The sequence below is a fragment of the Loktanella sp. IMCC34160 genome (assembly GCF_004145845.1).
In the GTDB taxonomy this organism is placed as follows: domain Bacteria; phylum Pseudomonadota; class Alphaproteobacteria; order Rhodobacterales; family Rhodobacteraceae; genus SELP01.
In genome coordinates this window covers 1-23535 of record NZ_SELP01000010.1, presented here as the reverse complement: position 1 = coordinate 23535, position 23535 = coordinate 1, and the positions used below count along the sequence as shown (strand labels likewise).

The 23535-nt window shown below is 60.3% G+C and carries 23 protein-coding genes; 16 read left to right on the top strand and 7 right to left on the bottom strand.

The window, feature by feature from the left end:
* A partial coding sequence (locus EU803_RS18195) for a lycopene cyclase family protein (RefSeq protein WP_129685536.1) occupies nt 1-138 on the bottom strand: 138 nt, incomplete at its 3' end.
* 146 nt (nt 139-284) lie between these two features.
* Here EU803_RS18195 and EU803_RS18190 point away from each other — a divergent pair.
* Nucleotides 285-1400, top strand: a complete 1116-nt coding sequence (locus EU803_RS18190) for a Gfo/Idh/MocA family oxidoreductase (RefSeq protein WP_129685534.1) — start codon at nt 285-287, stop codon at nt 1398-1400.
* A gap of 172 nt (nt 1401-1572) precedes the next feature.
* Here the strand turns inward: EU803_RS18190 and EU803_RS18185 are convergent, their stop codons facing one another.
* Both EU803_RS18185 and EU803_RS18180 read right to left on the bottom strand, forming a co-directional pair.
* On the bottom strand, nt 1573-3447 hold the full coding sequence (locus EU803_RS18185) for a cation:proton antiporter (RefSeq protein ID WP_129685532.1): 1875 nt from the start codon (nt 3445-3447) through the stop codon (nt 1573-1575).
* A 34-nt stretch (nt 3448-3481) separates the two neighbouring features.
* A complete protein-coding gene (locus tag EU803_RS18180; protein ID WP_242494410.1) occupies nt 3482-4402 on the bottom strand; it encodes an AraC family transcriptional regulator in 921 nt (306 codons plus the stop codon).
* 113 nt (nt 4403-4515) lie between these two features.
* Here EU803_RS18180 and EU803_RS18175 point away from each other — a divergent pair, with 113 nt between their 5' ends.
* The 3 genes from EU803_RS18175 to EU803_RS18165 all read left to right on the top strand — a co-directional run bounded on the left by EU803_RS18175 (nt 4516) and on the right by EU803_RS18165 (nt 8984).
* Nucleotides 4516-5424: an aldo/keto reductase gene (locus tag EU803_RS18175; RefSeq protein ID WP_129685530.1), complete on the top strand. Its 909-nt coding sequence runs from the start codon at nt 4516-4518 to the stop codon at nt 5422-5424.
* 186 nt (nt 5425-5610) lie between these two features.
* A complete protein-coding gene (locus EU803_RS18170; RefSeq protein WP_129685528.1) occupies nt 5611-6621 on the top strand; it encodes a Hint domain-containing protein in 1011 nt (336 codons plus the stop codon).
* A 446-nt stretch (nt 6622-7067) separates the two neighbouring features.
* Entirely contained in the window at nt 7068-8984 is a 1917-nt protein-coding gene (locus EU803_RS18165; RefSeq protein WP_165352903.1) for a sensor histidine kinase, read from the top strand.
* A gap of 11 nt (nt 8985-8995) precedes the next feature.
* Here EU803_RS18165 and EU803_RS18160 read toward each other — a convergent pair whose 3' ends face one another.
* Complete coding sequence (locus tag EU803_RS18160) at nt 8996-9637, bottom strand: response regulator transcription factor (protein WP_129685524.1); 642 nt, start codon at nt 9635-9637, stop codon at nt 8996-8998.
* 252 nt (nt 9638-9889) lie between these two features.
* Between EU803_RS18160 and EU803_RS18155 the strand changes: the two genes are divergently transcribed.
* From EU803_RS18155 to EU803_RS18145, 3 genes are all read left to right on the top strand, one after another.
* On the top strand, nt 9890-10522 hold the full coding sequence (locus EU803_RS18155) for a hypothetical protein (RefSeq protein WP_129685522.1): 633 nt from the start codon (nt 9890-9892) through the stop codon (nt 10520-10522).
* A 68-nt stretch (nt 10523-10590) separates the two neighbouring features.
* Complete coding sequence (locus tag EU803_RS18150) at nt 10591-11376, top strand: metallophosphoesterase (RefSeq protein ID WP_165352902.1); 786 nt, start codon at nt 10591-10593, stop codon at nt 11374-11376.
* Nucleotides 11377-12564 carry an MFS transporter gene (locus EU803_RS18145; RefSeq protein ID WP_165352901.1) on the top strand — a complete coding sequence of 396 codons (1188 nt, stop codon included), beginning with the start codon at nt 11377-11379 and terminating at the stop codon, nt 12562-12564.
* A 168-nt stretch (nt 12565-12732) separates the two neighbouring features.
* Here EU803_RS18145 and EU803_RS18140 read toward each other — a convergent pair whose 3' ends face one another.
* Both EU803_RS18140 and EU803_RS18135 read right to left on the bottom strand, forming a co-directional pair.
* Nucleotides 12733-13674 (bottom strand): AEC family transporter, encoded by a 942-nt coding sequence (locus tag EU803_RS18140; protein WP_165352900.1) that lies wholly within the window; start codon nt 13672-13674, stop codon nt 12733-12735.
* Between the two features lie 6 nt (nt 13675-13680).
* The gene (locus EU803_RS18135; RefSeq protein WP_129685514.1) at nt 13681-14370 is read right to left on the bottom strand and encodes a TetR family transcriptional regulator; all 690 of its coding nucleotides are present in this window, start codon (nt 14368-14370) and stop codon (nt 13681-13683) included.
* A 41-nt stretch (nt 14371-14411) separates the two neighbouring features.
* Here EU803_RS18135 and EU803_RS18130 point away from each other — a divergent pair, with 41 nt between their 5' ends.
* From EU803_RS18130 to EU803_RS18110, 5 genes are all read left to right on the top strand, one after another.
* Complete coding sequence (locus EU803_RS18130) at nt 14412-15536, top strand: tripartite tricarboxylate transporter substrate binding protein (protein ID WP_242494409.1); 1125 nt, start codon at nt 14412-14414, stop codon at nt 15534-15536.
* 137 nt (nt 15537-15673) lie between these two features.
* Nucleotides 15674-16246 carry a tripartite tricarboxylate transporter TctB family protein gene (locus EU803_RS18125; protein ID WP_129685512.1) on the top strand — a complete coding sequence of 191 codons (573 nt, stop codon included), beginning with the start codon at nt 15674-15676 and terminating at the stop codon, nt 16244-16246.
* Between the two features lie 3 nt (nt 16247-16249).
* Nucleotides 16250-17758, top strand: a complete 1509-nt coding sequence (locus tag EU803_RS18120; RefSeq protein ID WP_129685510.1) for a tripartite tricarboxylate transporter permease — start codon at nt 16250-16252, stop codon at nt 17756-17758.
* Nucleotides 17755-18606, top strand: a complete 852-nt coding sequence (locus tag EU803_RS18115) for a shikimate dehydrogenase (protein ID WP_129685508.1) — start codon at nt 17755-17757, stop codon at nt 18604-18606. The genes EU803_RS18120 and EU803_RS18115 overlap by 4 nt, the downstream gene beginning before the upstream one ends.
* The gene (locus EU803_RS18110) at nt 18603-20489 is read left to right on the top strand and encodes a sugar phosphate isomerase/epimerase and 4-hydroxyphenylpyruvate domain-containing protein (protein ID WP_129685506.1); all 1887 of its coding nucleotides are present in this window, start codon (nt 18603-18605) and stop codon (nt 20487-20489) included. Before EU803_RS18115 ends, EU803_RS18110 begins: the two co-directional genes overlap by 4 nt.
* Nucleotides 20490-20491: 2 nt before the next feature.
* On the opposite strand, the gene EU803_RS18105 is transcribed toward EU803_RS18110, so the two are convergent.
* Entirely contained in the window at nt 20492-21406 is a 915-nt protein-coding gene (locus EU803_RS18105; RefSeq protein ID WP_129685504.1) for a LysR substrate-binding domain-containing protein, read from the bottom strand.
* A gap of 53 nt (nt 21407-21459) precedes the next feature.
* Between EU803_RS18105 and pcaC the strand changes: the two genes are divergently transcribed.
* From pcaC to EU803_RS18085, 4 genes are all read left to right on the top strand, one after another.
* A complete protein-coding gene (gene pcaC / locus EU803_RS18100) occupies nt 21460-21885 on the top strand; it encodes a 4-carboxymuconolactone decarboxylase (protein WP_129685502.1) in 426 nt (141 codons plus the stop codon).
* Nucleotides 21882-22610, top strand: coding sequence for a protocatechuate 3,4-dioxygenase subunit beta (pcaH, locus tag EU803_RS18095; protein WP_129685500.1), 729 nt, complete (start codon nt 21882-21884; stop codon nt 22608-22610). Before pcaC ends, pcaH begins: the two co-directional genes overlap by 4 nt.
* The gene (pcaG, locus tag EU803_RS18090; RefSeq protein ID WP_129685498.1) at nt 22610-23230 is read left to right on the top strand and encodes a protocatechuate 3,4-dioxygenase subunit alpha; all 621 of its coding nucleotides are present in this window, start codon (nt 22610-22612) and stop codon (nt 23228-23230) included. The genes pcaH and pcaG overlap by 1 nt, the downstream gene beginning before the upstream one ends.
* Nucleotides 23223-23535, top strand: a 313-nt coding sequence (locus EU803_RS18085) for a 3-keto-5-aminohexanoate cleavage protein (RefSeq protein ID WP_165352899.1), incomplete at its 3' end; no start/stop codon positions are given. The genes pcaG and EU803_RS18085, both read left to right, overlap by 8 nt.

Genomic DNA, 23535 nt, shown 5'->3' with positions numbered 1-23535 from the left:
GTGGATGAACGGATTGCGGTCCTTGCCCCCGGCCTCCAGCAACAACACGCTGAACCCAGCCTCACCAAGCCGCCCCGCAACAGCACAACCCGCAGAGCCAGCCCCGATCACGATGTAGTCGTATTCCCGATTCGTCACGGTCGCCTCCCTTTTCAGGAAAGCTTGTCGAAAAGCAGAGGTCGGCTGAATTGGCGAAATGTCAGATTTGGACATCTCACGGGTCGCGCGCCTGTCAGTGATTCAGGATCATGGCCGGAAATAACTGTCTCTCGCGAGGATGCGGAATGTCCAAAACTGATATCGGTATCGGCCTGGTTGGGTCGGGTTTCATGGGGCGTTGTCATGCAAACGCCTTTCGGTCGGTCTCTGGCCTGTTTGATTTGCCCGGCACGCCGGCCCTGCGGGTTCTGGCGGATGCGACGCAGGACATCGCCGACCGGGCGGCAGGGCAACTCGGCTTTGACCGGGCGACCGGCGACTGGTCCGATCTCGTGTCGGACCCGGCCGTGGATATCGTGGCCATCACTGCCCCAAACGTCCTGCATGCGCCGATCGCCCATGCCGCGATCAAGGCGGGCAAGACGGTCTATTGCGAGAAACCGCTGTCCACCACGGCGGCGATTGCCCTTGAAATGACCCAAGCCGCCGAGGCGGCAGGCGTCGTCACCATGGTTGGCTTCAACTTCCAGCGCAATCCGATGATCCGCCTTGCGCGGGACATCATCGAAAGCGGCGAAATTGGCGAGGTCACAGGCTTTCGCGGGCGCCATGCCGAGAATTACATGGCCGACCCCGACGCGCCGCACTCGTTCCGCACCGATCCTGCGGGCGGCGGGGCGCTGGCCGACATCGGCAGCCATATCATTTCGATGGCGCGCTACCTTCTGGGCCCGATTGCCGAGGTGCAGGGCGATTGCACAACGATCCACCCGACACGCCCGATCAGGCCGGGTAGCAGTGACCGCGCACCGGTCGACGTCGATGACATGACGCACGCCCTGCTGCGGTTTGACCGGGGCGTCTCCGGCAGCATCGAGGCGAACTGGGCCGCGACCGGACGCACGATGGACCTGTCGTGGGAGATTACCGGCACCAAGGGCGCGCTGTCGTTCAGTCAGGAAAACATGAACGAATTGCTGCTCCATTCCGGCCAGCCCGGGCGCAGCGGCTATACAAGGATCGAGGCCGGGCCGGCCCATCCGCCCTATGGCAACTTCTGCCCGGCGCCGGGCCATCACCTGGGGTTCAACGACCTGAAGGTGATCGAGGTGGCGCAGCTTCTCTCGGCCCATATGGGCGGCGAGAACCCGGGCCCCGACTTCCGCGAAGCCTATGAGGTGCAGCGGACTGTTGAAGCGGTCCAGACCTCGCATGCCGAACGGAGCTGGGTCACGCTCTGACCGGGCCGGCGCAATGTGCCGGTGAAAACAGTCTGAGCAAGGCGATACCCCGGTCCCGCCGTTTCCATCACGGCGGGAAGGGGGCGTCAACTCGGCCGAGGGACGGCGAGAATCCTTTCGAACGCCGGACGTGCGATGGGAGAGTCAGAGCTGTTTCCGGCGTGCCGGACGTTCAGGACTTTGAGCGCGCCTGCTTCATCGTCTCCTTCAACTCCGCTTCCCAGCTTCCCAGGTTTTCGCGGATCAACCGTGAATAGGCGCTGTTCTCGCTGTGCGGATCATCGCTTTGAATAAAGGCCTGGGCGGTTTCCACCATGGTCCGGCGGTCGAATTCCTCGAAGATCCCGATCAACTTCTCTGCATCCTCGCGCGGGTGGCCGATGGCTTCGAACACGGATCGCGCCGCGCGGATCGAGCTGTCGTAGGTTTCCCGGATGATGTCGCGGCACCCCGCCGCCCAAAGGTCATAGACGTGCCAGCGGTCGATGGCGCGGGCCACGACATGCACCTTGGGGTGATGCTCGTGCATGTAGCGGGCGAGTTCCGTCGCCGCCTCCTTGTTGTCGATGGCGATCACAAAGACATCGGCCTCTTCGATCCCGGCGGCGTGCAGAAGGTCCGGGCGCGTTGCATCGCCGAAATAGGCGCTCAGCCCGAAACGGCGCAGCATGGCCAGCTGTTCGTTACTGTAGTCGACCACCGTCGTCGCGTAATCGGCGGCCTGAAGTGCGCGGTTGACAATCCCGCCAAAGCGCCCGTGCCCGGCAATGATGATCTTGGCATTCGACGCGATTTCATCGGCATCGCGCACCTGCTGGCGCGAATAGCGCGGCGCGATCCCCCTATCATAGAGGATGAACAGCGCGGGGGTCAGCAGCATCGACAGTGCCACCACGAGCAACAGCAGATCGGCGACCGCGGGCGGGACCACCGCATTGGCCACGGTGAAGGACACCAGCACAAACCCGAATTCCCCCGCTTGCGCCAAGCCGAGCGCAAACAGCCACTTGTCCCCTCCGGCCAGTCGAAAGACCCGGCCCAGCCCCAGCATGACCACGGCTTTCAGGACGATCAGGCCAAGCGTCATTCCGACCACCAAACCAAGGTTTTCGCCAAGCAGACCAAAATCTATGCTGGCGCCCACGGTGATGAAGAACACGCCCAGAAATATACCCTTGAAAGGCGCGATGTCGCTTTCCAATTCATGCCGGTATTCGCTGTTGGCCATGACCACTCCCGCAAGGAAGGTGCCGAGCGCGGGCGACAAACCCACCATCGTCATCAGAAGCGCGATGGCCAGAACCATCATCAGGGCGGTGCTGACGAACAATTCGCGCAGGCGGGCCCGGGCGACATAGCGAAAGATCGGCCCGGTCAGATAGCGCCCGGCAACGATCACCAGCCCGATAGCCGCAAGCGTCACCAGCGCGGTTTGCCAGCCCGGCAGACCCTCAATAAGGTTCAGGCTCAGGCCAGCCTCGCCATGGCCGCCGCCGTGGTCGTCCCCGTGATGAAGAGCCTCCATCAGTTCGGGCAGCGCCAAAAGCGGGATCAGCGCCAGCATCGGGATCACCGCGATGTCCTGAAACAGCAAAACCGAAAAGCTCGCCTGCCCGCCGTCGCTGCGCATCAGCCCCTTTTCATTCAGTGTCTGGGTTACGATCGCAGTGGACGACAGGGCGAAGATCAACCCGATGGCCAGCGCAATCGTCCATGGCTGCCCCAACAGCATCGCCACCGCCATGACCGCCAGCGCCGTCAGCCCCACCTGCATGCCGCCCATTACGAAGATCCGCGCCCGCATCGCCCAAAGGACCTTTGGCTGCATCTCCAGCCCGATCAGGAACAGCATCATCACCACGCCGAACTCGGTGAAATGTTGCAGGGCAACCACGTCGACCCCGGCCCAATGCAGCACGGGGCCAATGGCGATCCCGGCGATCAGATAGCCCAGCACGGACCCCAATCCAAAGCGAGAGGCCAAAGGCACGGCGACCATTCCGGCAAGGAAGATCGTGAAGCTGATGAACATGAACTCTGCGGTCATTATGATGCCTCCGGGCGTCGTGGGGTTGGGCCGTTCACGCCATCTGGGCGAGGTGCTGGCGCGGCGGACAGCCGAACTTGCGCGAATAATCACGGCTGAAATGGGTCGGGCTTTCATAGCCCACTTCGAAACTCGTCTCTGACACGGATCGCCGTCCGTCCCGCAGCAAGGACCGTGCTTCGATCAGGCGCAGATCCTTGAGATATTGCAGCGGTGTCGTCCCGGTGACGGATTTGAAGTGCTCGTGGAACGAGGATTGGCTCATGCCCGCAAGCCGGGCAAGGTCTGTCACCGAAACCGGTGCTCGGAAATCTTTCCGGATCCGCGCAATCGCCTTGGCAATGCGGCTGGCGTGGCTGTCGACCGACAAAAGGTTCCGCAGCATCCCGCCAATGGGCGACAGCAGCAGGCGGAAATGGATTTCCCGTAGAACTGCCGGGCCCAGCACCTGCGCCTCTAGCGGTTGCTCCATCATGGCAAGATACTGTCGGAGCGGATCCGTCCATGCATTCGCGGCGGAACTGGCAGCGAGCGAGCGCGCCCCGGGCGCGTCAGCGACCGCGTCGCCAACCTGTTCATATAGGCTGCGCACAGTTCCAAGATCGAGTGACAGGATCAGCGCCAGATAGGGCGCCTCTGCACTGGCTTCGGTGATTTTCGAGGTTACGGGAAGATCGTGACTGACCAAAAGCGCGTCGCCCCGTCGCAGCGTGACGGATTGGGCGCCGATCCGGACCTCTTTGCTTCCGCGCAGGATCAGGCAGACGACTGGATTATAGACTACCGCCTCAAATGCGCTGACTTTCTCCCGCCGCAGGACATTGAGATTGGGCAAGGGGTCCACGCCACCTTCTGCCTTTTCAAGCCAGTATCGCTTTGCCAGTTTTTCCAGCTCGTCCAGTGTCATCGACACCTCCCCTTCAACCTGCATACCCTGCCCCAGTGCGATCTTCATCAGAAAATCCGGGCGATTGGAGAAATTGGCAGGAAAGTTGGAGGAAATGGCAGGAATGTACGGACCTGCCAGCCTAGGGTCTCGTCAACCTGCCCCAAGCAAGGAGATCAAAAATGGCATCGGCGCATCCCACCTTCCCGCTCAACGCAGACACCGAAATTCCCGCGGTCGGGTTCGGCACCTATCTGATCTCTGACGAGGACGCCCCAAGCGCCGTCGCCGCCGCCATTGCTGCCGGATACCGCCATATCGACACTGCCTCGGGCTATCGCAACGAGGGTGGCGTCGGCGAAGGCATCCGCCGCGCCCTTGCCGCCGACGGGCTGACGCGGGGCGACATATTCGTGACGACCAAGCTTTGGCCCGGAAATCCGGCCTGGGGCGACGCCCCCAAAGACGCCGAACAGACGATCTCCGAATGCGAGGCGAGCCTTGCCCGGCTTGGGCTGGACTATGTCGATCTTTACCTGATCCATGCCCCCTATGGCGGCGACCGGCGGATCGACCAATGGCGCGCGCTGTTGCGTCTGAAAGAGGCAGGCAAGGCGCGATCCGTCGGGGTGAGCAACTTCAATATCGGCCATCTGGAAGAAATCCGCGCGGCGGGCCTGCCCCTGCCGGACGCCAACCAGATCGAGCTTCACCCGTGGTCGCAAAAACCCGACCTGCGGGCCTACATGGCGGCAAACGATATCAGACCTATCGCCTACAGCAGCCTTGTCCCGCTTTCCACCTGGCGCAGCGCACCCGGCCAGGACAGCGGCAAGACCGATGAGATGCGCGCGGACGGCGGCATCTTTGCCGAGATGGCCGCGAAATACGGGGTGAGTGAGGCGCAACTGTTGCTGCGCTGGGGTGTGCAGAGCGGCTTTGCCGTCTTGCCCAAAAGCCTGAACCCGGACCGAATGCGCCAGAACCTCGACCTGTTTACCTTTGCCATCGACGACGCGGACATGGCGCAATTGGCAACCATGGACCGCGGCGATGGCGTGGCATGGGCGACGGGCGACCCAAGCAAGTAATTCCAACGACGCGCAAGCCTTCGACTTTTTCCAAAGGCCGATCGCACCACATCCCTAGCCGAACCGTATGAAATCATTCGGCGCGTCGGAGCAAAGTGACGCAAGAAGCCCGCCCTTTGTTTTTAGTATATTTACCGATTTCCCGGATGTTTCACGGAAGTGAAAAACAAGGCGCCGGGACTGGCTATGGCTGCGGCATACATCTCAGAGGTCTATTATACCGGCCCCGTGGTAACGGACTTCTTCGAGGTCGCCGTTCCGGAAGGAACCGATGTCTCCGGCTGGACAGTCGCGATCTACAATAGCAGCGGTGGCTACCTGTTATCGATGTCCTTCGGAACCGCAGATGCGACAATGTTTGGGCACGACGTCTACGTGTTCGACCACTCCACCTCGGGATTTCCATCGTTGAGTGCGAACATCTCGATCGGCCTGATTGATGAAAACGGGAACACTGTTCAATTTCTTGCCCTCTACGACCCGCCAGCGACCGCAAGTAACGGTCCTTTGATTGGCGAAACGCCCGTATGGGCTGGCGTTACCGCCGCCAGCGGCGAGTCGGTGCAGAGCACGGATGACGGCGCCACATATGCGATTGAAACGGTGCCAAACGCCGGGACAATTCCATGCTTTGCAGCGGGAACCCACATTCTTACCCCGTCGGGGGAGCGGCGGATAGAAACGCTCGCGGTTGGGGATGAGGTCATAACAGCAGACGGAGAAACGCACATCGTCCGCTGGGTACAATTTTGCTCTGTCTCTTATCTCGACCAACCGGACGCCCCGAGTCCCGTTCTTATTTCGGCCAATGCGCTTGGAGAAAACCGGCCGAAGAGTGACTTGATCGTTTCGTTTCAACATCGCATCGCGATGGGTGGTTTCGGACAGGGAGAGGGGATTTTCCGGGACTTGGTGTTGGTGCCGGCCGCAAGCCTAACCGAAATGAAGGGGATCCGAGTGATGCGGGGCAAGAGGCAGGTGGTCTGGTATCACATCGCGCTCGACACGCATGAACTTCTTCTGGCCGAGGGTTGCGTGGCCGAGTCTTTGTTCTTTGGCCCCATGTTCCTGCAAGGTTTGACACGACGTGAAGCCCTGAAATTGCGTCATGCTTTGCCGCATCGGATCGAGCGCGACAGGCCCAGACTGCCCCTCTTCTCTGTGCGAGAGGCGAAAAGGGAGATCAGTGGCGCCTGACCGTCCGAGTGATTGGACCGCAACTCCTGACCAGAAACGGCCGATATCGCCACGATCCTGCATAATGCCGGAAATACTGCCATGCCTTGTTCGACGCGCCCTTTCCGAAACGATCTCGGAACCTGCCACGTATCTTTCCCGCGTCAAAAGTCCGGGGTTTCGCGGGGGGCCGAAAATTTGTCACTGATGGCTGGAGCGAGACGACATGGGCCGCGCCGCGTCCTAAGATGTTCCGCAGTTCCATAGGCCGAAGATCGGCCCGGGGACGCCAACCCCAGTCGGAATCGGTGGGGTTTGACGGCTGCTTATGGGTAGATAATCCCGGGAATGGGTGCTTTCCCTTATTGTCGCCTGCGTCCTCCGCGTGCTCTGTTTCAGAGTTCATAGCGTCAGGAGTACGGCACAGCATGGTATCGCGACTCTTTCGGGCAGGCCTTTTGCGATCATTGTCGGTCTTCGTTTGCGCGGTCTTGCTTGCCGCGCCTTGCCGGGCAGAGCTGGTGCTGGACCCCGAGGCTGCGCCATTTGCCGTCGCGCGATTTGCCGAGGCGACGCAGGTCGAGCTTCATGACCTCTCTGAGGGTGGCATGGAAACGCCCTATTACCCGATCGAGGATATGCTGGAAAAAGCGGCCTCCGGCGCATTCGAACCGGTCGAAACGCGGCATATCGGGTCCGGCCTGTCCGGCGTCGCCAATTACGTCCGCGTTCCGATCCGAAGCATCAGCGACGAACCGACGCGATGGGTGCTCGCCTCAAACCGGTCACCGGGCTATTACTTCAAGGCGCATCTGGTCCTTGATGACGGTTCGGCCCCCTCCCCTCCGGTCTTTGAATTCAATTTTGCGACGGACCAATGGACCGATGATGACGTCCTTTTGCACACCGAATTCGTCATGCCGCCAAGAAGCGCCGGCTATCTCTATATCGCCTACGAAAGCCTGAACGGCGGCGCACCCATGACGATTGAAACCGTAGACGGGTATGCCGCGAAACGGCGCGCTCAGGATCTGCTCCTCGCGGCGGTTGTGGGTATCGCTCTTGGTCTGGTGACGACCACGGTCGCGCTGATGGCGACCCTGCGGCGGTCCGTGGCGATCTATTACGCCGGTGCGGTGCTGTCGGGGCTGATCGTCGTGCTGGTTTCCGAACACTACCTTTTTGCGCTGTTTCCGCAGATCCTGCAGTGGGGCGACCATGATACAATTCTGCCCTATGCCGCCGCGGCCGGTCCGACCTTTGCGCTTCTTTTTCAACGCCAGTTCTTTGCCGATGTCGGCGGGACCGGAAAGTTTCTGGGCCACCTGAACCTGTTTGCGGGGCTGTCCTGCATCCTCAGCGTTGTAGGCACGCTTGAATTCGAAATTGTCCCGCCAGAGGTGGTGATCATCAGCCTCGCGCTCAGCATCCCGCTGATTACCGTCAACGGCATCGTCGCCTTGCGACGCGGCTATCCGGGTCGCTGGCCCTTCTTCTTTGGCGCGGTGATCTTCTCGCTGTCTTTCATGGTCAAGGTGCTCAGCTACGAGTTTTCGGCGATGATCAGCAGTCGCGAGGCGTCGCTGGTGCTGCTCTACTCCATCGCGCTCGAGGCGATGTTCCTGTCCCTCACGCTCTACCTACAGGTCCGGAACCTGCGGCATCTGAAAGAGCAGGCCCTGATCGAACAGGTTGAAACGGCTAAGACCAATCTGCGGCTGGCGCAGTCGATGTCCCACGCGGCGCATGATATTCAACAACCGCTGTCTTCGCTGCGACTTGCCCTGTCGTCCAGCGCAACCCTTGATGGCCGGGAACAGGATTTTCACAAGGCGATCGACTATCTTGAATCAATTGTCAGTCGGCAACTGGCCGCGGTCGGCAGTGCGCACCAGCCCAACACCGGCCACGCGGACGCGGCCACTACCGACATGGTCGAACCCTTTGAGATGAACGTGGTCCTTCGCAATGTCGCGATCATGTTTTCGGAAGAGGCCACGAGAAAGGGGCTGAAATTCCGGGTCGTCGATTGTTCTGCCGTGGTGGAGACGAATGTCTTTGCGGTCACTCGCGTGCTTGCCAATCTGGCCGCGAATGCGATCAGGAACACACAAACCGGCACGGTCCTGATCGGCTGCCGCAGACGGGACAACGTAATCTGCCTTGACGTCTATGACACCGGAAAGGGGTTTGCCGAGCATGAGATCGAAGCACTACAAGCGCCCCATGCCCGCAACGGCGATTACCCGGGCAAGGGACTGGGCCTGAGTATCGTCCGAACCCTGTGCCGGGAACATGGGCTGGGGTTCGACCTAGCCAGCCAACCGGGTGCGGGCGCACACTTCAGAGTCCGTCTTCCCAGACCGTCCCCATCCGACCGCTAGGCGACAGATCTTCAAAGCTGGCTTTGCCCGTCCAGCAGCCCTTCCCGCAAAGCATAGGCCAGCAGCCCGGCCATCGAATTGACGCCAATCTTGGTCATGATGTTTGTGCGGTGGTTCTCGATGGTCTTGGGACTGACGCCCAGCGTTTCCGCAATCGACCGCGTGGTCTGGCCATTGGCGATCAGGCTCATGATCTGTCTTTCGCGCGAGGTCAAAGCATTCGGTGATTGCGCCGCCTCGATCAGCCGGACCGCATCGGACGACACAATCTTTTGCCCCCGCAAAAGCATTGGAATAGCCTCGGCAAACTCTGCCATATCCCCGCGCTTGGTAAAGACACCCTCGGCCCCGGACTGGCAAAGCTCTTGCAAAAGCGCCGAGGAGGTGACCCCGGAAAACACCGCAACGCGGGTATCGGGCGACCATCGTTTGACTTCGGTAAAAACCGCGATCCCCTGTGCGAAGGGCATGGCGATATCCAACGTCATCAGGTCTGGCTTCAGGCTCTTGGCCAGCGACACCGCCTCGACCCCATCTGCTGCTTCGCCGACGACGGAAATGTTGCCCTGCGCCTGAAGCAGACCAACCAGACCGCTGCGAACCAGCGGGTGATCGTCTGCCACAAGTGCGGTGTATCTTGGTGCGGCTCTCATTGGGGCAAGCTAACGCCATTTTCCCGTGTTTCGCCAGCCGGGATAAAGGCAGCCCAACTGTCGCCCCGTGGAAAATGGGTAGTTCACCCTATTCGTCTGCCCCCCGTGTCATGCCAGTCTTTGCGGGCTTCTGAACAGCATCTTGGCCAAGTCGCCCCTCGCCGCCGGGACGACGCCGACACCCATTGATTAGCGCACCATGGTGACGAATTCGATCATGACCCATTTCACATTTCCAAACGGCCCAGCGTCATGACCGGGAAACCGCATCTGACCGCCGACCACCTCAGGCCAAGCGACATCCTGCTGCACCACCCCGGGAACGCAAAGTGGTATGACCGGGGGATCGCATGGTGCACGGCAAGCCCCTACACCCATGCGTCGATCTATTTGGGCGACGGCGACATCGCCGAAGCGCGCCTGAAGGGGGTCCGCATTTGCAGCGTCACCCGCCCGATCCGGCGCGAAAAGGCGTTGTGTGTCCTGCGGCAGGCCTCGCCACCGTCACCGGAGCAGGTCGACCAACTGAGGCACTTTGCCCAAAGCGCGGTTGCGCGCGGCGCGGGCTTCGACATTGCCTTTCCCTATACCTACTACAGCCGCCGCCTGATCCATAGGGTCCGGGGCGGCGAACCGGCAACACCTCCGCTTGGGCCGTTGAAGCCAGAGAACTGCAACAGGTACTTCTGCGTGTCGTTCATCATTGATGCCATCCGCGCAATGGGCCTGATCGACCGGTCAGAGCGGCACAACTACCAGCTGGGCCGACATTCCGCGGCTGATCTGCTGCAAGACCGCAAATTCGGATATGTCCTTGGCCATCTTGCAGTCCGCTCGCACCCTGCGCCGGACCAGCAGACACATCCGAACACCGCGCCCGTGTGACCCTGATGCCCGGACCGGCTCGCATAGTTCGCTACGATGTCTCATCGGCCCTTTGGTCCTTGCCACGAATGCGGATCGCGGTCCTTGCCGATCTGCACGCCTGCGACCGCTGGATGCCGCTTGACCGGATCGAACGCATCGTGACACAGGCAAATGCCACACACCCCGATATCATCGTCCTGCCCGGAGACTTTCTGGTCGGCCACCTTGTCGGCAAGAAACCAATCGCGGCCGACCGGATTGCACAGGTATTGTCCGGTCTGCAGGCCCCCCAAGGCGTCTATGCATCACTTGGAAACCACGACTGGGCCGATTGCCCAGAGGCGCAGCAGAACGGATACGCCCAGTCCAGCGTCGAAGCCGCCCTTGCCGAGGCGGGCCTCCGCGTCCTGAAGAACGCTGCGGCGCAAATGCCAAACGGCGGCTATGTGGTCGGGCTGGACAGCGCCATCGGCCACGGATCAACGTTCCGGCCCAAACCGCGCCATGACCCCAAAAAGGCATTCGCCAGCATACCGAAAGGCGCCTCGACCATCCTGCTGGCCCATGAACCGGACGTGTTTATTGAACATGCCAGCCCGGCCGCCCTTCAGATCAGCGGGCATACCCATGGCGGGCAGATCGGCGCCTTGGGTATTCTCGCCACGCTTCCGTCGCGCTATGGGACGAGGCTGGACTACGGGCACAAACAACACATAGAGCGCAACCTGATCATCAGCGGCGGCCTGGGCTATGGTGGGGTGCCGCTGAGACTTGGACGCACCAGCGAAATCTCTCTGATCCACCTGCGGTCCAAGCCGGATGGAGCGACCGTCGCAAACCGGCAGGTCACTGCGCTGCGGGAAGGTGTGTGAGTGCGCGCGGCCCTGTCAGATCCTGTTGTCCTTGCCATCATGGTGTCCCAACTGGTGGTATCCACGGCGCTCTACTACCTCTTCCCAGCGATGGTCATGGAATGGGCGGAGGAGTTCGGCTGGAGCTTGGGGCAGATCATGGGCGCATTCTCGATCGCCCTCGCCATTCAGGGGCTGACCTCCCGATTGGCGGGTCGGCTGATCGACTTGGGCAAGGGTCCGATGGTCATGATGACGGGCGCCGTGATCTGCGCCACCGGTCTGGTCCTGCTCACCTCTACATCGGCGATCTGGCAATTCCATCTGATCTGGGCCGGTCTTGGCTGTGCGATGGGGCTGACGCTCTACGACACGGTATTCGGCCTTTTGGTGCGCAGCCGCGACACGGCGGCCCGGGACAGCATCGCGGCCATCACCCTCGTCACCGGATTGGCCTCCAGCGCTGCATTCACGCTGACCGCACAACTTGGCGACACCTTGGGCTGGCGCGGCATCCTGTGGCTGCTGGCGGCGTCCGTTCTTTGCATTAACCTGCCCCTGATGAGGTTTGCCGCACGGCGTCTTGAACGGGATCGGGTACGCGGCCCCGAAGCACCTCGGGACCGGGCCTCCGGCCACTCGTCCGCGCAGGGATATTGGTTCCTGACGTCGGCAATGACCCTGTCAGCGCTGGCTTTGGGAATGATCCTGTCACATCTCTTGCCGCTCATGGCGTGGCTGGGTCTGGACAGCCGCACGGCGTTTCTGGCGGCTGCGCTGGTCGGCGTATCGCAAGTTGCCGGGCGTCTCGGGATTGCCGTCCTTGGTCGCGAGCGGAGCGCCCATTCTCTGGCAATCACCTGCCTTCTCGGGCTCGCCGTCGCACCGATGCTGCTGCTTGGATCTGCCGTCGGGCCCGCCTTCGTCTTCGGCTTCGCGCTGCTTCACGGCGCCTGTTACGGCATTTCCAGCATCATGCGGCCTCTGGTGATACGGGATGTCCTGGGGCACGCGGGCTTTGGCAAGTCGCAAGGCGCCGTCATGGGACCGGCCTTCATGGCCTTCGGCGCGGCCCCGTTTCTGGCCGCGATCCTGGCCGATGCGGCTGGATATTCCGCAGTCCTCGGGGTCTGCGTCCTCGCCCAAGCCCTCAGCGCCGGGTTGCTGTCCGCCTCAACGCCAAGGGCCGTGCAGATACCCACACAGTAGCCCCCCGCGCCGATCGGTCTCCACCCTTGCCAATCGCTGCGGATGCGACATCTGTTCAGCGCCTGAAGTCCGGACCGCGGAACTCGCGGAGTGTCACTTACCCCTGCAGACCCCCTCTTCAGTCCGGACCAAGGTCCGACTGCCACTCGGTTTTCACGTGCGGCCGCATCACATCAAACCCGTTTGAATTGCCCAGATCAAAGCGCTGACGGTAAAGAACGACACGCAGGTCGCAGTGACGAGTGCTGTCGCACTTACCTGCTCTGCACCGTATTGCGCCCCAAGGATCGGGTAGATGGTTAGCATCGAGACCGAGGCAAAAAGGACAGCCGTCAGGACATAGGGATCAGACCATCCAATCGTGGACCCCAGGACCACGTAGACCAGCAGCGGGTGCACGATCAGCTTGCCAAACGTGATCGTCGCCGTGCGGCGCCAATAGGGGCTGATACTATACTGGGCAATCATTCCGCCGACGACGAACAGGGCTACGACCGGCGCAGCCGAGGCGAACATCCGGATCGTTGTCTCTACCTTCTGCGGAATGGAAATGCCGACAAAGCGAACGACCAAAGCCAGCGTGACAGCTATGACCAGCGGATTGCGGGAAAAGCTGCGCCAAGCTTTGGCAATGGCGTCAGACAGACCGCTGCCACGGTTGCCAACAAGATCGGCCGCGACAATGGCAAACGGGATCACGACCGTGTTTTCGATGATCATCAACCACGCAAGTACCGCCAGCGCGGTGTCAGGAAACACCATCGAGGCGATGGCATAGCCGATGAAACCGCTGTTGGCCTGAGCCATTCCTAGTCCATGGATCCAAGAGGCGCCTTTCCCTTCGCCAAAAGCCAAGTGCATGAAAAGGTAACCGGCGGTCATCAAGACCATCGACGCAAAAAGATAGCCGCCCGCAATTCCCCAATTGATCGCGGCGTTCGATCCGGAAAAGACAATAGCCCCGAAGATGAGTGCCGGTAGGCTGACCCGAACGGTGAACCGACTGAGACCGCTGATCGAGATGTCATCGATATAGTGCAAGCGCACCGCGACATATCCGGTCGCGATGATGAGATAGATCGGGAGCGTGATCGACAGGATTGCCAGCACGCTCAACTATTCCACCCGAACCTGGCCTGGTTCATAGCCTATCACCACCAGTCCGAGGATCATGTCGACGACGCGTTGGGCGAGACGTTTTTGCCCTTCGGGTCCAAATAGTTCCGTTCCAAACGACGTCGAAAATGTTGCGCGGTTCGATACGTTGTAGAAGCTTGGGGATGAAATCAGCCAATGCAACTCCAGAGGGTCGGCGGTTTCGCGGAACACGCCTTCGGCTTTTCCTCGTGCGCAGACATCTTCAAGTTTCTGGATGATGGAACGGTTGAGCCGGGGCACGATTTCCGAGCGACGAAGATATTCTGCATTGTGGATGTTCTCGATCATAACGAGCCGGATGAACATCGGTGTTGCGGCATGCGCCTCAAAGGTTGCCCGCACCAGAAGGGCCAGCCCGTCGACCGGGCTTAGGTCCTCGACTTTCAGCCGGTCTTCGTCTTCGCGCAGGGTCGAGTAGACCCGCTCCAAAACAGCCTGATAGAGCCCTTCCTTGTCAGTGAAGTAGTAGTAGATCATGCGCTTGGAGGCTTTTGTCATGCGGGCAATGTCGTCGATGCGCGCGCCCGAAAGGCCCTTGGCTGCAAACTCATCCGTCGCCACCCGCAGGATGTCCGCCCGCACAGCTTCGGGGTCTTGCTTCCAGCTCGCCTTGCGCCCGGTCGTCTCTTCTTCGGTGTCTTTTGCCATACCTGCACCTTCGCGCGTCTTGATTCTTGACTGTGCATAGCATGAATTTAACCGTTTCGTACATTTTCGTTGACAAATTAACCATCTCGTACAATTTAAGCGGCGTAGTCGACGGTGCGAGGAGCGAATCGTCGGGCACGAACATTCAAGGGAGGGCAGAAATGTCTCGCAAACTGATTGGCGCGGTTGTCGCGCTTGGACTTACCGCGACCGCCGCGATCGCGCAGGAATTTCCGACCAAGGAAATCCAGGGGATCATTCAATGGGGCGCCGGTGGCTCGACCGACACCGTCATGCGTTCCGTGACACCGCATGCCGAAGAAGCCCTTGGCGGGACAGTGGTCATGCAGAACATGACCGGTGCCGTGGGTGCCATCGCGCTGAACTATGTCGCAGACTCGGACGCCGATGGATACACCTTGCTGATGGGTGCCGAAAACCCGCTGCTCTACAAGATCATGGGTCTTGGCGATCAGGACTACAACGACTTCATCCCGATCAACATTCTGGCGCGCGGCACACCGATCCTGGTGGCGAACAACGATGCCCCGTTTGATGACTACGCCGGCATGATGCAATACATCAGAGAAAACCCCGGCGAGGTTCGGTTTGGCGCCACCGGCCCGGGCGGTCTGCCGTCGGTCGTCACCGCGATGATGAATACGGTCGAAGGCGAGTTGGACGTTATCGCAGTTCCCTATGACGGCGACGGCCCGGCCCTGACCGCCCTGCAGGGCGGCGCAATCGACGTGATGCCCGCCGTTCTGGGTGCTTCGATCGAAGGTATCCGTGCTGGCACCATGAAGCCGCTCGCCGTGTTCGACGTCGCGCCGAACGCAAAGCTTCCCGAAGTTCCTGCGGTCACCTCGTTCAACGAAGGCTACAACACCTATCTGCCGTGGGGCCCGTTCTTCGGCGTCTTCGCTCCCAACGGAACCCCGGACGATGTCGTTGCCAAGCTGAGCGAAGCCTATGCGACAGGCGCGCAGCATCCCGACTTTGTCGAGTTGATGGACAACCGTGGTTTCACCATGATGGCCATCAGCGGTGACGAAGCGCGCGACTTCCTCACGAAGTGGCAGCAAGGTACCGCTTGGCTTCTGCAAGACGCCGGCCTGACCCAAGCGTCGCCGGAAGAGTTCGGCATCGCACGCCCCGGCCAGTAAGACGTTCGAGCAGGCGAACGGTCGAGCCCCATCAATCTGATCGGGATCGGCCATCTGGGCGCCGCCCAGCCCTTGGTGCTTGGGCGGCGCTTTGCGTTCCGGGAGGAGCACCCGACAAATCCGACGGAGGAAAGATCATGGACCCAGAATTCAGAGGCGACGCGGACCACCACGATGGCACGTCGGATGCTGCGCCAGGCGGCTATGTCAACCAGCGGCGCCCAGGCGAACTTGGCTTCGCGATCTTCCTAACCCTCGCCAGCCTCTACCTGCTTTATGATGCTTACAACATTTCCGGGTTTCAGGCGCTTTCGGCACCAGGTGCCATCCCGATGGCAACGACCTTCGTCATGGCGATCTCGGCCGTGATCATCGTGTTGCGAACTGCCCCACTGCCGCGCGTGCGTTCCGAGACGTTCCGGAAGGATATCTTGCCGGTACTTGTCATCGCCTTCATCGGCCTCTTGATCGGATTTGGCATACTCTTGAAGCCGCTGGGTTTCTTGCCCACCGCACTGTTGTTCCTGACCCTCTCGATCAAGCTCCTGACCCGCAAGACCTGGCCCTACTCCCTTGGCGTATCGGTCGGATCGCTGGTGATTATCTGGATCGTCTTCAGAGTCGTTTTCACCGTGCTTCTGCCCGCGGGGATCGTGCCCGAAGCCGAGTTCCTCCAGCTTCTGCGCAACCTTGCCAATGGGGGGGCCTGACCCATGGATGCCATTTTCGCCATCCTCACGATCTTTACCCAGCCCCAACTCTTGATCCTTGTGGGCATTGGTACCTTCGCAGGTATCTATATTGGCGCGATCCCTGGCCTGTCCGTCACCATGGCCGTTTCGATCCTGATCTCTTTTACCTTCTCCTGGGAGGTCTATCCCGCGATCTCGTTGATGGTCGGAATCTACATGGGCGGGGTCTACGGCGGTTCGCGCACTGCGATCTTGCTGAACATTCCCGGCGCGCCCTCTGCCATCGCGACCGCAATGGACGGCTATCCAATGGCGCAGCGCGGCGAAGCAGGACAAGCCATCGGGGTCACCACGGTCATGTCCTTCTTTGGTGGTCTGATTGGTATCCTCGTGCTGGCACTCGCTGCACCTCTGGTATCTGACTTCGCCCTGACCTTCCAACCCCGCGACTATATGCTGTTGGCAGTGCTGGGCATCTTGCTGGTCGGGTCCTTGTCGACCGGCAGCCTGGTCAAGGGAATCTTCGCGGGGGCCCTTGGCATCGCCATCGGGGCCGTTGGCCGCGATCCTCTGACCTTTGCCGAACGCTTTACCTTCGATTTCAAAATCCTGGAGGGCGGAATTTCCTTCATCGCGGTGATGATCGGGATGTTTGGGATTTCCGAAGCGCTCCAGCAGCTGCACAATGTTGACAAGGCTGCCGTGCGGCAGAAGATCTCGAAGATCGTTCCGTCATTCGGGACCATCCGCAAATACCTGCCGCTGTCCTTGCAGACATCCTCCATCGGCGTTGTGATCGGCGCCTTGCCCGGCACGGGTGGCGACATCGCGGCACTGATGGCCTACGACCACGCCAAGCGCGTGACAAAGACGCCAAGCCGGCCCTTCGGAGAAGGCGCCATGGAAGGGCTTGTTGCGCCCGAAACCGCCAACAATGCGGCAGTCGGCGGCGCATTCATCCCGATGATGACGCTGGGGATTCCCGGCGATGCGGTCACGGCCATCATGATTGGCGCGCTGTTTATCCACGGTCTCAATCCCGGCCCGATGCTGATGATCGATCAGCCCGACATGTTCTGGTTCATTGTTGGCGCGCTGTTGATGGCCAACGTCTTCATGCTGATCTTTGGCCTGACGGGCATAAGGATCTTCACCAAGATCGTCGAAATGCCGCGTGCAATCATCATTCCGTTGATCTTCCTGCTTTCCATTGTGGGGGCCTATGCCGTCAACAACTCGATCACCGATGTCTACTGGATGCTGGGGTTTGGCGTGTTTGGATATTTCATGCGCCACTACGGCTATCCTTTGGGCCCTGTGATCCTCGGGGTGATCCTGTCGCGGCTTCTCGATGACAATTGGCGTCGGGCGATCATCTCGGAACGCGAAGACCTAGGGCGCTTCTTCGAAGGCGTCGTGACCAGCCCGCTCTCCTTGACCCTGTTCATCGCCGTGATCCTGATCTTCGTCAGCCAGACACCGATCTGGACGCGCGCGAAGTCGCGTCTGTTTGGAAAGGCCGTATCATGAGCGATACTCTGGAAAAGACGATCAAACTTGGTCTGATCGGCGACAATATCACTAGGTCAAAGTCCCCGCGCCTGCATCGACAAGCCGGCGCCTTGACCGGATTGGATGTGACGTATGACCGCCTCATTCCCAAAGACCTGGGGATGACCTTTGAGGAAACCTTTGCCCGGGCACAGCAGTCCGGCTTTCGAGGGATAAACGTCACCTACCCCTATAAAGAGGTCGCCGCGAAGATGGTGACGATATCGGATCCGGGCGTTGCCGCGATCGGCGCCGTAAATACGGTGGTGTTCGGCACCGAGGGACCGAAGGGATTCAACACCGACTACACCGGGTTCAAGCGCGCCTACCGAGGGGTGATGGGCGATCAGCCGCCCGGGATCGTTTGTCTGATCGGCACGGGCGGTGTGGGCAAGGCGGTTGCCTATGGCCTGCTAGATCTGGGGGCGGACGAAATCCGATGCGTGGATCTGGACCGATCCAAGGCCGAAGGGCTGACCGAGGGCCTGCGCCAAGTGGCTGGCGCAACCCGGATCGAGGTTTCAACGGACGCGCAGGCGTCAGCCGAGGGCGCGCAAGGCATCGTGAACTGTACGCCGCTTGGCATGGTGGGGATCGGCGGCACGCCCCTGCCCGGCCCTGCCATGGCTGGGGCCACTTGGGCCTTCGATGCGGTCTATACGCCCGTCGAAACCACATTTCTGACTGATGCAGCGTCGGCCGGATTACAGGTCGTCTCGGGCTACGAGCTGTTTTTCGGGCAAGGCGTCGACGCCTGGGACATCTTCACCGGCGTTGCGCTCGACCATGCCGCGTTGCGGCGGGCCATCTCTGAGGAGCCAAAATGAAAACCTCCATCGCTACCGTCTCGATTTCAGGCAACTTCACCGAAAAACTCGAGGCCATCGCAGCGGCCGGGTTTAACGGTATCGAGATCTTCGAGCAGGATTTCATTGCGCATGACGGTGACCCACGCGAAGTGGGGGATTTGATCCGGTCCATGGGGCTCGAGGTCATGTTGTTCCAGCCATTCCGCGACTTTGAAGGGCTTCCCGAACCGCTACGCGGAAAAGCATTCGACCGGGCTGAGCGGAAATTCGACCTTATGCAGGAACTGGGCACCGACCTTGTTCTGGTCTGTTCCTCTTGCCATCCCGAAGCGCTTGGCGGCATTGACCGGGCGGCTGCCGATTTCCACGAGCTTGGTGAACGCGCCGCAAAGCGCGGCCTGCGCGTTGGCTACGAGGCTTTGGCCTGGGGTCGGCACGTCAACGACCATCGTGATGCATGGGAAATCGTGCGCCGCGCGGATCATGCCAACGTCGGGATCATCCTCGATAGCTTTCACACGCTCGCGCGCAAGATCGATCCTGAAACCATTCGCCGTATTCCCGGCGACAAGATCTTTTTCGTGCAGCTTGCTGACGCGCCAGCCATCGACATGGACCTGCTTTATTGGTCGCGGCACTTCCGCAACATGCCCGGCGAAGGTGACTTGGATGTGATCAGCTTCACCCGCGCTGTCATGGCGACGGGATATTCGGGGCCAATCTCGCTCGAAATTTTCAACGACCAGTTCCGCGGCGGCAGCCCCAGGACGATCGCACAAGACGGGCACCGCTCTTTGATTGCGCTTATGGACGACGTGGTCGGTGCGGAACCCGGCTTGGTCCCTTCGATTGCGCCGATGCCGCAACGCGCCAAGGTCAAAGGCGTGTCCTTCGTCGAATTCGCGACCAGAGGCGATGAGGCCATCGCGCTTGAAGAAATGCTTGAGTCTTTGGGGTTCTCGCGGTCGGGTCAGCATATTGCCAAGCAACTGACCTTGTGGAGCCAGGGCGATATCCGCATTGTCGTGAACCGCGAAACGACAGGCTATGCCAGCAGCGCCTACACAATGCATGGCACGAGCGTGTGCGACATTGGACTGGATGTCAGCGGCGCCTCCGAGACCATGGCGCGTGCAAGCGCCTTGGGTGCGCAACCGTTTTCACAACCCATCGGTCCCGGAGAGCTCGATATCCCCGCCATTCGCGGCCTGAGTGGGAGCGTGTTGCATTTCCTTGATGACTCGAGCGGGCTGAACGAGGTCTGGTCAGTGGAGTTTCAGGGCGATGGCACGTCGTCGAAAGGCGCAGGTCTTACCCGGATTGATCACCTGGCCCAGACCATGAGCTATGATCAGATGCTCAGCTGGTCCCTCTTCTACACAACGCTGTTTGACATGGGCAAATCGCCGATGGTCGATGTGGTTGACCCGGACGGGTTGGTGCGCAGCCAGGCCCTCGAGACTCCGGACGGCGCCTTCCGGATAACACTAAACGGTGCAGAGACCCACCGAACCATGGCTGGCAATTTCCTTGCCGACAGTTTCGGCGCTTCCGTCCAGCATATCGCCCTCGCGACCGACGATATCTTTGCGACATCCGATGCGCTGGATGGCCGCGGTTTCGAACCAATGGCGATGTCAGAGAACTATTATGCCGATCTGACCGCCCGGTTCGATCTTCCCGCTGATCTGCTGGGTCGTCTAAAGCGTCGGAACATTCTTTATGACGAAGACGCAAACGGCGCCTTCTTTCAGCTCTACTCGCGACCTTCTGTCGGTGGGATGTTCTTTGAGATCGTTCAGCGCATAGACGGATACGCGGGCTACGGAGCACCCAACGCGCCATTTCGCATCGCTGCACAAAAGCGGCTTATGCGTCCCAAGGGAATGCCGCGACGATAATGTCAGATCATGTCGCCAGCGCAGGCTCGCAAACATTCGATGAGATTGCTTCGTTCTACGCTGAGCGGTGCCGATCGCGACACACTGACACCAACCGGCCCGGAAAGAAGCGGCGATTCCAGATTTACGGCAATCAAGGTTCCCAATCTCAATTCCTCTGCGACGACCCCACGGGAAATGAACCAAAGCATGTCCGAAGACTGAACAATCTTGCGGCCGACCGGCAAGGCGACGGTTTCAATGTCCCCTCGCATTTCAGGCAACCCGATGCTGGACAGGTAGCGATCAACCGTTCCCGAAATCACGGCACCTTTGGGCGGCAGGATCAACGGGAAATGCCTGATATTCCGCGCTGGTTCATCCGCCGAAAGGATCGCGTGACCGGGTCCGCAGACCAGAACGACGTCCTCGATATAAAGCTGCTGGAACGTCACGCCGGTGGAGGCGTCCTTTTCTGGCATGCGTCCGACCACAAGGTCGAGCGTCCCATCCCGCAACTGGTTGAACAAGAGCCAGTTCGGCCCGGTTTGAATGTGGAGACGAACATTTGGTGACTCCTTGCGAAATTGAAGGGCAGCCTGGGGCAAGAGATCGGTGGAGGCGGTCGGCAAGGCGCCCACCGACAGCCGGACTGCTGTGCTCCCTTCCTTCGCCAGCCTGTCATGTCCGCGCATGAGTTCGGTCATCGATGCAGCAGCATGGCTCTGGAAGATCCGGCCGGACTCGTTCAGCCGAAGCCCCCGCCCGACTCGATCAAAAAGCTGCGCGCCGAGGATATCCTCCAACTCCTTCAAGCTTCGCGATACCGCCGGTTGCGTGAGGTTGAGCCGATCCGCAGCCACGGACACGCTTTCGGCGCGGGCGACTTCGAGAAAGCAACGCAGATGACGCAGTCTGAGATGGGCACTAAGATTCATATCCAAATTGGTAACAGTTTAGCCAGCTTTATCAATATTCCATCTCAATCCTCATGATTAAACTGAGTTCAATTGGGACGGGACAGGAGCACGACACGTTGGAAGATTTGTTTGATCAAGGCATGCAGAAGCGTCGCTCCGTGCTTGGCGATGCCCATGTCGACCGGGCGGAAGCCTCCAAGACACCCTTCGATGCGCCGTTCCAGAATTTGATTACGGAAGCGGCCTGGGGAAGGGTTTGGTCGAATGATGCGATCTCGCTCCGGGAACGCTCGATGCTGACGTTGGCCCTCTTGGCGGCAACGGGCAATTTCGAAGAAATCCCGATGCATATCCGTGCGACCGCAAACACCGGCGCGTCTGAAGAAGACGTCATCCAGGCCTTCCTGCACGTCGCGATCTATGCGGGCGTCCCCAAGGCTAATCACGCGATCAAGCTTGCCAAAGCGACCTATGCCGAAATGGAGGAGACCAGATGACCCGACCCGGAGAATTCTACCAGCGCGACCGGAGCATACAGCCTCCGGCGTTCACACCTGGCTACAAGACCTCCGTGGCACGTAGCCCGCGCTATTCCATGATCTCACTGCAAAATTCCGTGTCGGAGATCACCGGCCCGCGATTTGGCCACAACGACATCGACGCAGGCGACAACGATCTGCTGACAAACTACGCCAAAGCGGGCGAAAGCCCCATCGGCGAGCGGATCATTCTGCACGGCCGGGTTCTTGACGAAAATGCCCGTCCGGTCCCCAACACGCTGGTTGAGATATGGCAGGCCAATGCGGGCGGCCGCTATCGCCACAAGAAAGACACCTATCTCGCGCCAATCGATCCGAATTTCGGTGGCTGCGGTCGCACGTTGACCGACGAGAACGGCTATTTCTTCTTTCGCACGGTCAAACCCGGCGCCTATCCGTGGCGCAACATGGTCAATAACTGGCGTCCGGCCCACATTCACGTGTCGGTCTTCGGTTTAGGCTTCGTACAGCGGCTCATCACCCAGTGCTATTTCGAGGGCGATCCACTAATCCCGATTTGTCCAATCGTCCAGACCATCCCGGATGCGGAAGCCATCGAGCAACTGATCGCAAAGCTCGATCTGAACGCGACGGTCCCGCTCGACAGCATTGCCTACAAGTTCGACATCGTGTTGCGCGGACGCCGTTCGACACTCTTTGAAAACCGCCTGGAGGGAAACTGATGCCACAAGAGCTTGCCTATCTGAAGGAATCCGCCTCCCAGACTGCGGGCCCCTATGTCCACATCGGTCTGGCACCGGGGGCCGCAGGATTTGACATCTATCGCCAGGAACTTGGTCATGACATCACGGGTCCGAACGCGAAGGGCCAGCGTATTCGTGTCGAGGGCCGTGTCATTGACGGCATGGGCGCACCTATCAAGGACGTTCTGCTTGAAGTCTGGCAGGCCAACGCCGAAGGGCATTACGCACATCCCGAGGGCGGCGGCCCAGTTGAAGACGGCTTTCGCGGATGGGGTCGTGTCATCTCCGATTTCGACACCGGCGAGTGGTCGTTCGAAACGGTCAAGCCCGGAACGACGCGGGGCCGCAATGTCGGCACACAGGCCCCGCATCTGAATTTCTGGATCGTCGCGCGCGGCATCAACATCGGCCTCAACACGCGGATGTATTTCGGGGATGAAGACACGGCCAACAAAGCCGATCCAGTCTTGAACCTGATCGAATGGACCCATCGTCGTGCGACGCTGATCGCCAAGCGCAGTGAAAAGGGCGGTCTGCCCACCTACCGCTTTGACATCCAGCTTCAGGGCGAAAATGAAACGGTCTTCTTCGATGTCTGACCCCTGCATCATCTGTGTTGCGATTACGGGTAGTTTGCCGACGAAGGCGAACAATCCGGCGGTTCCGATTTCGGTGTCGGAACAGGTGGAATCGACCCATGAGGCCTTCGAGGCCGGGGCCACCATCGTGCATGCGCATGTGCGCAACGATGACGAGACGCCCTCTTCTGACCCGGAAAAATTCGCCCGTCTGAAGGAGGGTCTGGAAAAGCATTGTCCGGGCATGATCCTTCAGTTCTCGACCGGCGGGCGCTCGGGGGCCGGGCAGACACGCGGCGGCATGCTGCCGCTGCGGCCGGACATGG

Excerpts from the sequence above, each read along its gene's own strand:
- EU803_RS18130 (WP_242494409.1), top strand. The coding sequence starts at position 14,412 with ATGAATTTAACCGTTTCGTACATTTTCGTTGACAAATTAACCATCTCG.
- pcaH (WP_129685500.1), top strand. The coding sequence starts at position 21,882 with ATGACCCGACCCGGAGAATTCTACCAGCGCGACCGGAGCATACAGCCT.
- EU803_RS18125 (WP_129685512.1), top strand. The coding sequence starts at position 15,674 with ATGGACCCAGAATTCAGAGGCGACGCGGACCACCACGATGGCACGTCG.
- EU803_RS18110 (WP_129685506.1), top strand. The coding sequence starts at position 18,603 with ATGAAAACCTCCATCGCTACCGTCTCGATTTCAGGCAACTTCACCGAA.
- EU803_RS18150 (WP_165352902.1), top strand. The coding sequence starts at position 10,591 with ATGCGGATCGCGGTCCTTGCCGATCTGCACGCCTGCGACCGCTGGATG.
- pcaG (WP_129685498.1), top strand. The coding sequence starts at position 22,610 with ATGCCACAAGAGCTTGCCTATCTGAAGGAATCCGCCTCCCAGACTGCG.
- EU803_RS18175 (WP_129685530.1), top strand. The coding sequence starts at position 4,516 with ATGGCATCGGCGCATCCCACCTTCCCGCTCAACGCAGACACCGAAATT.
- EU803_RS18115 (WP_129685508.1), top strand. The coding sequence starts at position 17,755 with ATGAGCGATACTCTGGAAAAGACGATCAAACTTGGTCTGATCGGCGAC.
- EU803_RS18185 (WP_129685532.1), bottom strand. The coding sequence starts at position 3,447 with ATGACCGCAGAGTTCATGTTCATCAGCTTCACGATCTTCCTTGCCGGA.
- EU803_RS18105 (WP_129685504.1), bottom strand. The coding sequence starts at position 21,406 with ATGAATCTTAGTGCCCATCTCAGACTGCGTCATCTGCGTTGCTTTCTC.
- EU803_RS18160 (WP_129685524.1), bottom strand. The coding sequence starts at position 9,637 with ATGAGAGCCGCACCAAGATACACCGCACTTGTGGCAGACGATCACCCG.
- EU803_RS18135 (WP_129685514.1), bottom strand. The coding sequence starts at position 14,370 with ATGGCAAAAGACACCGAAGAAGAGACGACCGGGCGCAAGGCGAGCTGG.
- pcaC (WP_129685502.1), top strand. The coding sequence starts at position 21,460 with ATGATTAAACTGAGTTCAATTGGGACGGGACAGGAGCACGACACGTTG.
- EU803_RS18155 (WP_129685522.1), top strand. The coding sequence starts at position 9,890 with ATGACCGGGAAACCGCATCTGACCGCCGACCACCTCAGGCCAAGCGAC.
- EU803_RS18170 (WP_129685528.1), top strand. The coding sequence starts at position 5,611 with ATGGCTGCGGCATACATCTCAGAGGTCTATTATACCGGCCCCGTGGTA.
- EU803_RS18190 (WP_129685534.1), top strand. The coding sequence starts at position 285 with ATGTCCAAAACTGATATCGGTATCGGCCTGGTTGGGTCGGGTTTCATG.
- EU803_RS18120 (WP_129685510.1), top strand. The coding sequence starts at position 16,250 with ATGGATGCCATTTTCGCCATCCTCACGATCTTTACCCAGCCCCAACTC.
- EU803_RS18180 (WP_242494410.1), bottom strand. The coding sequence starts at position 4,402 with ATGAAGATCGCACTGGGGCAGGGTATGCAGGTTGAAGGGGAGGTGTCG.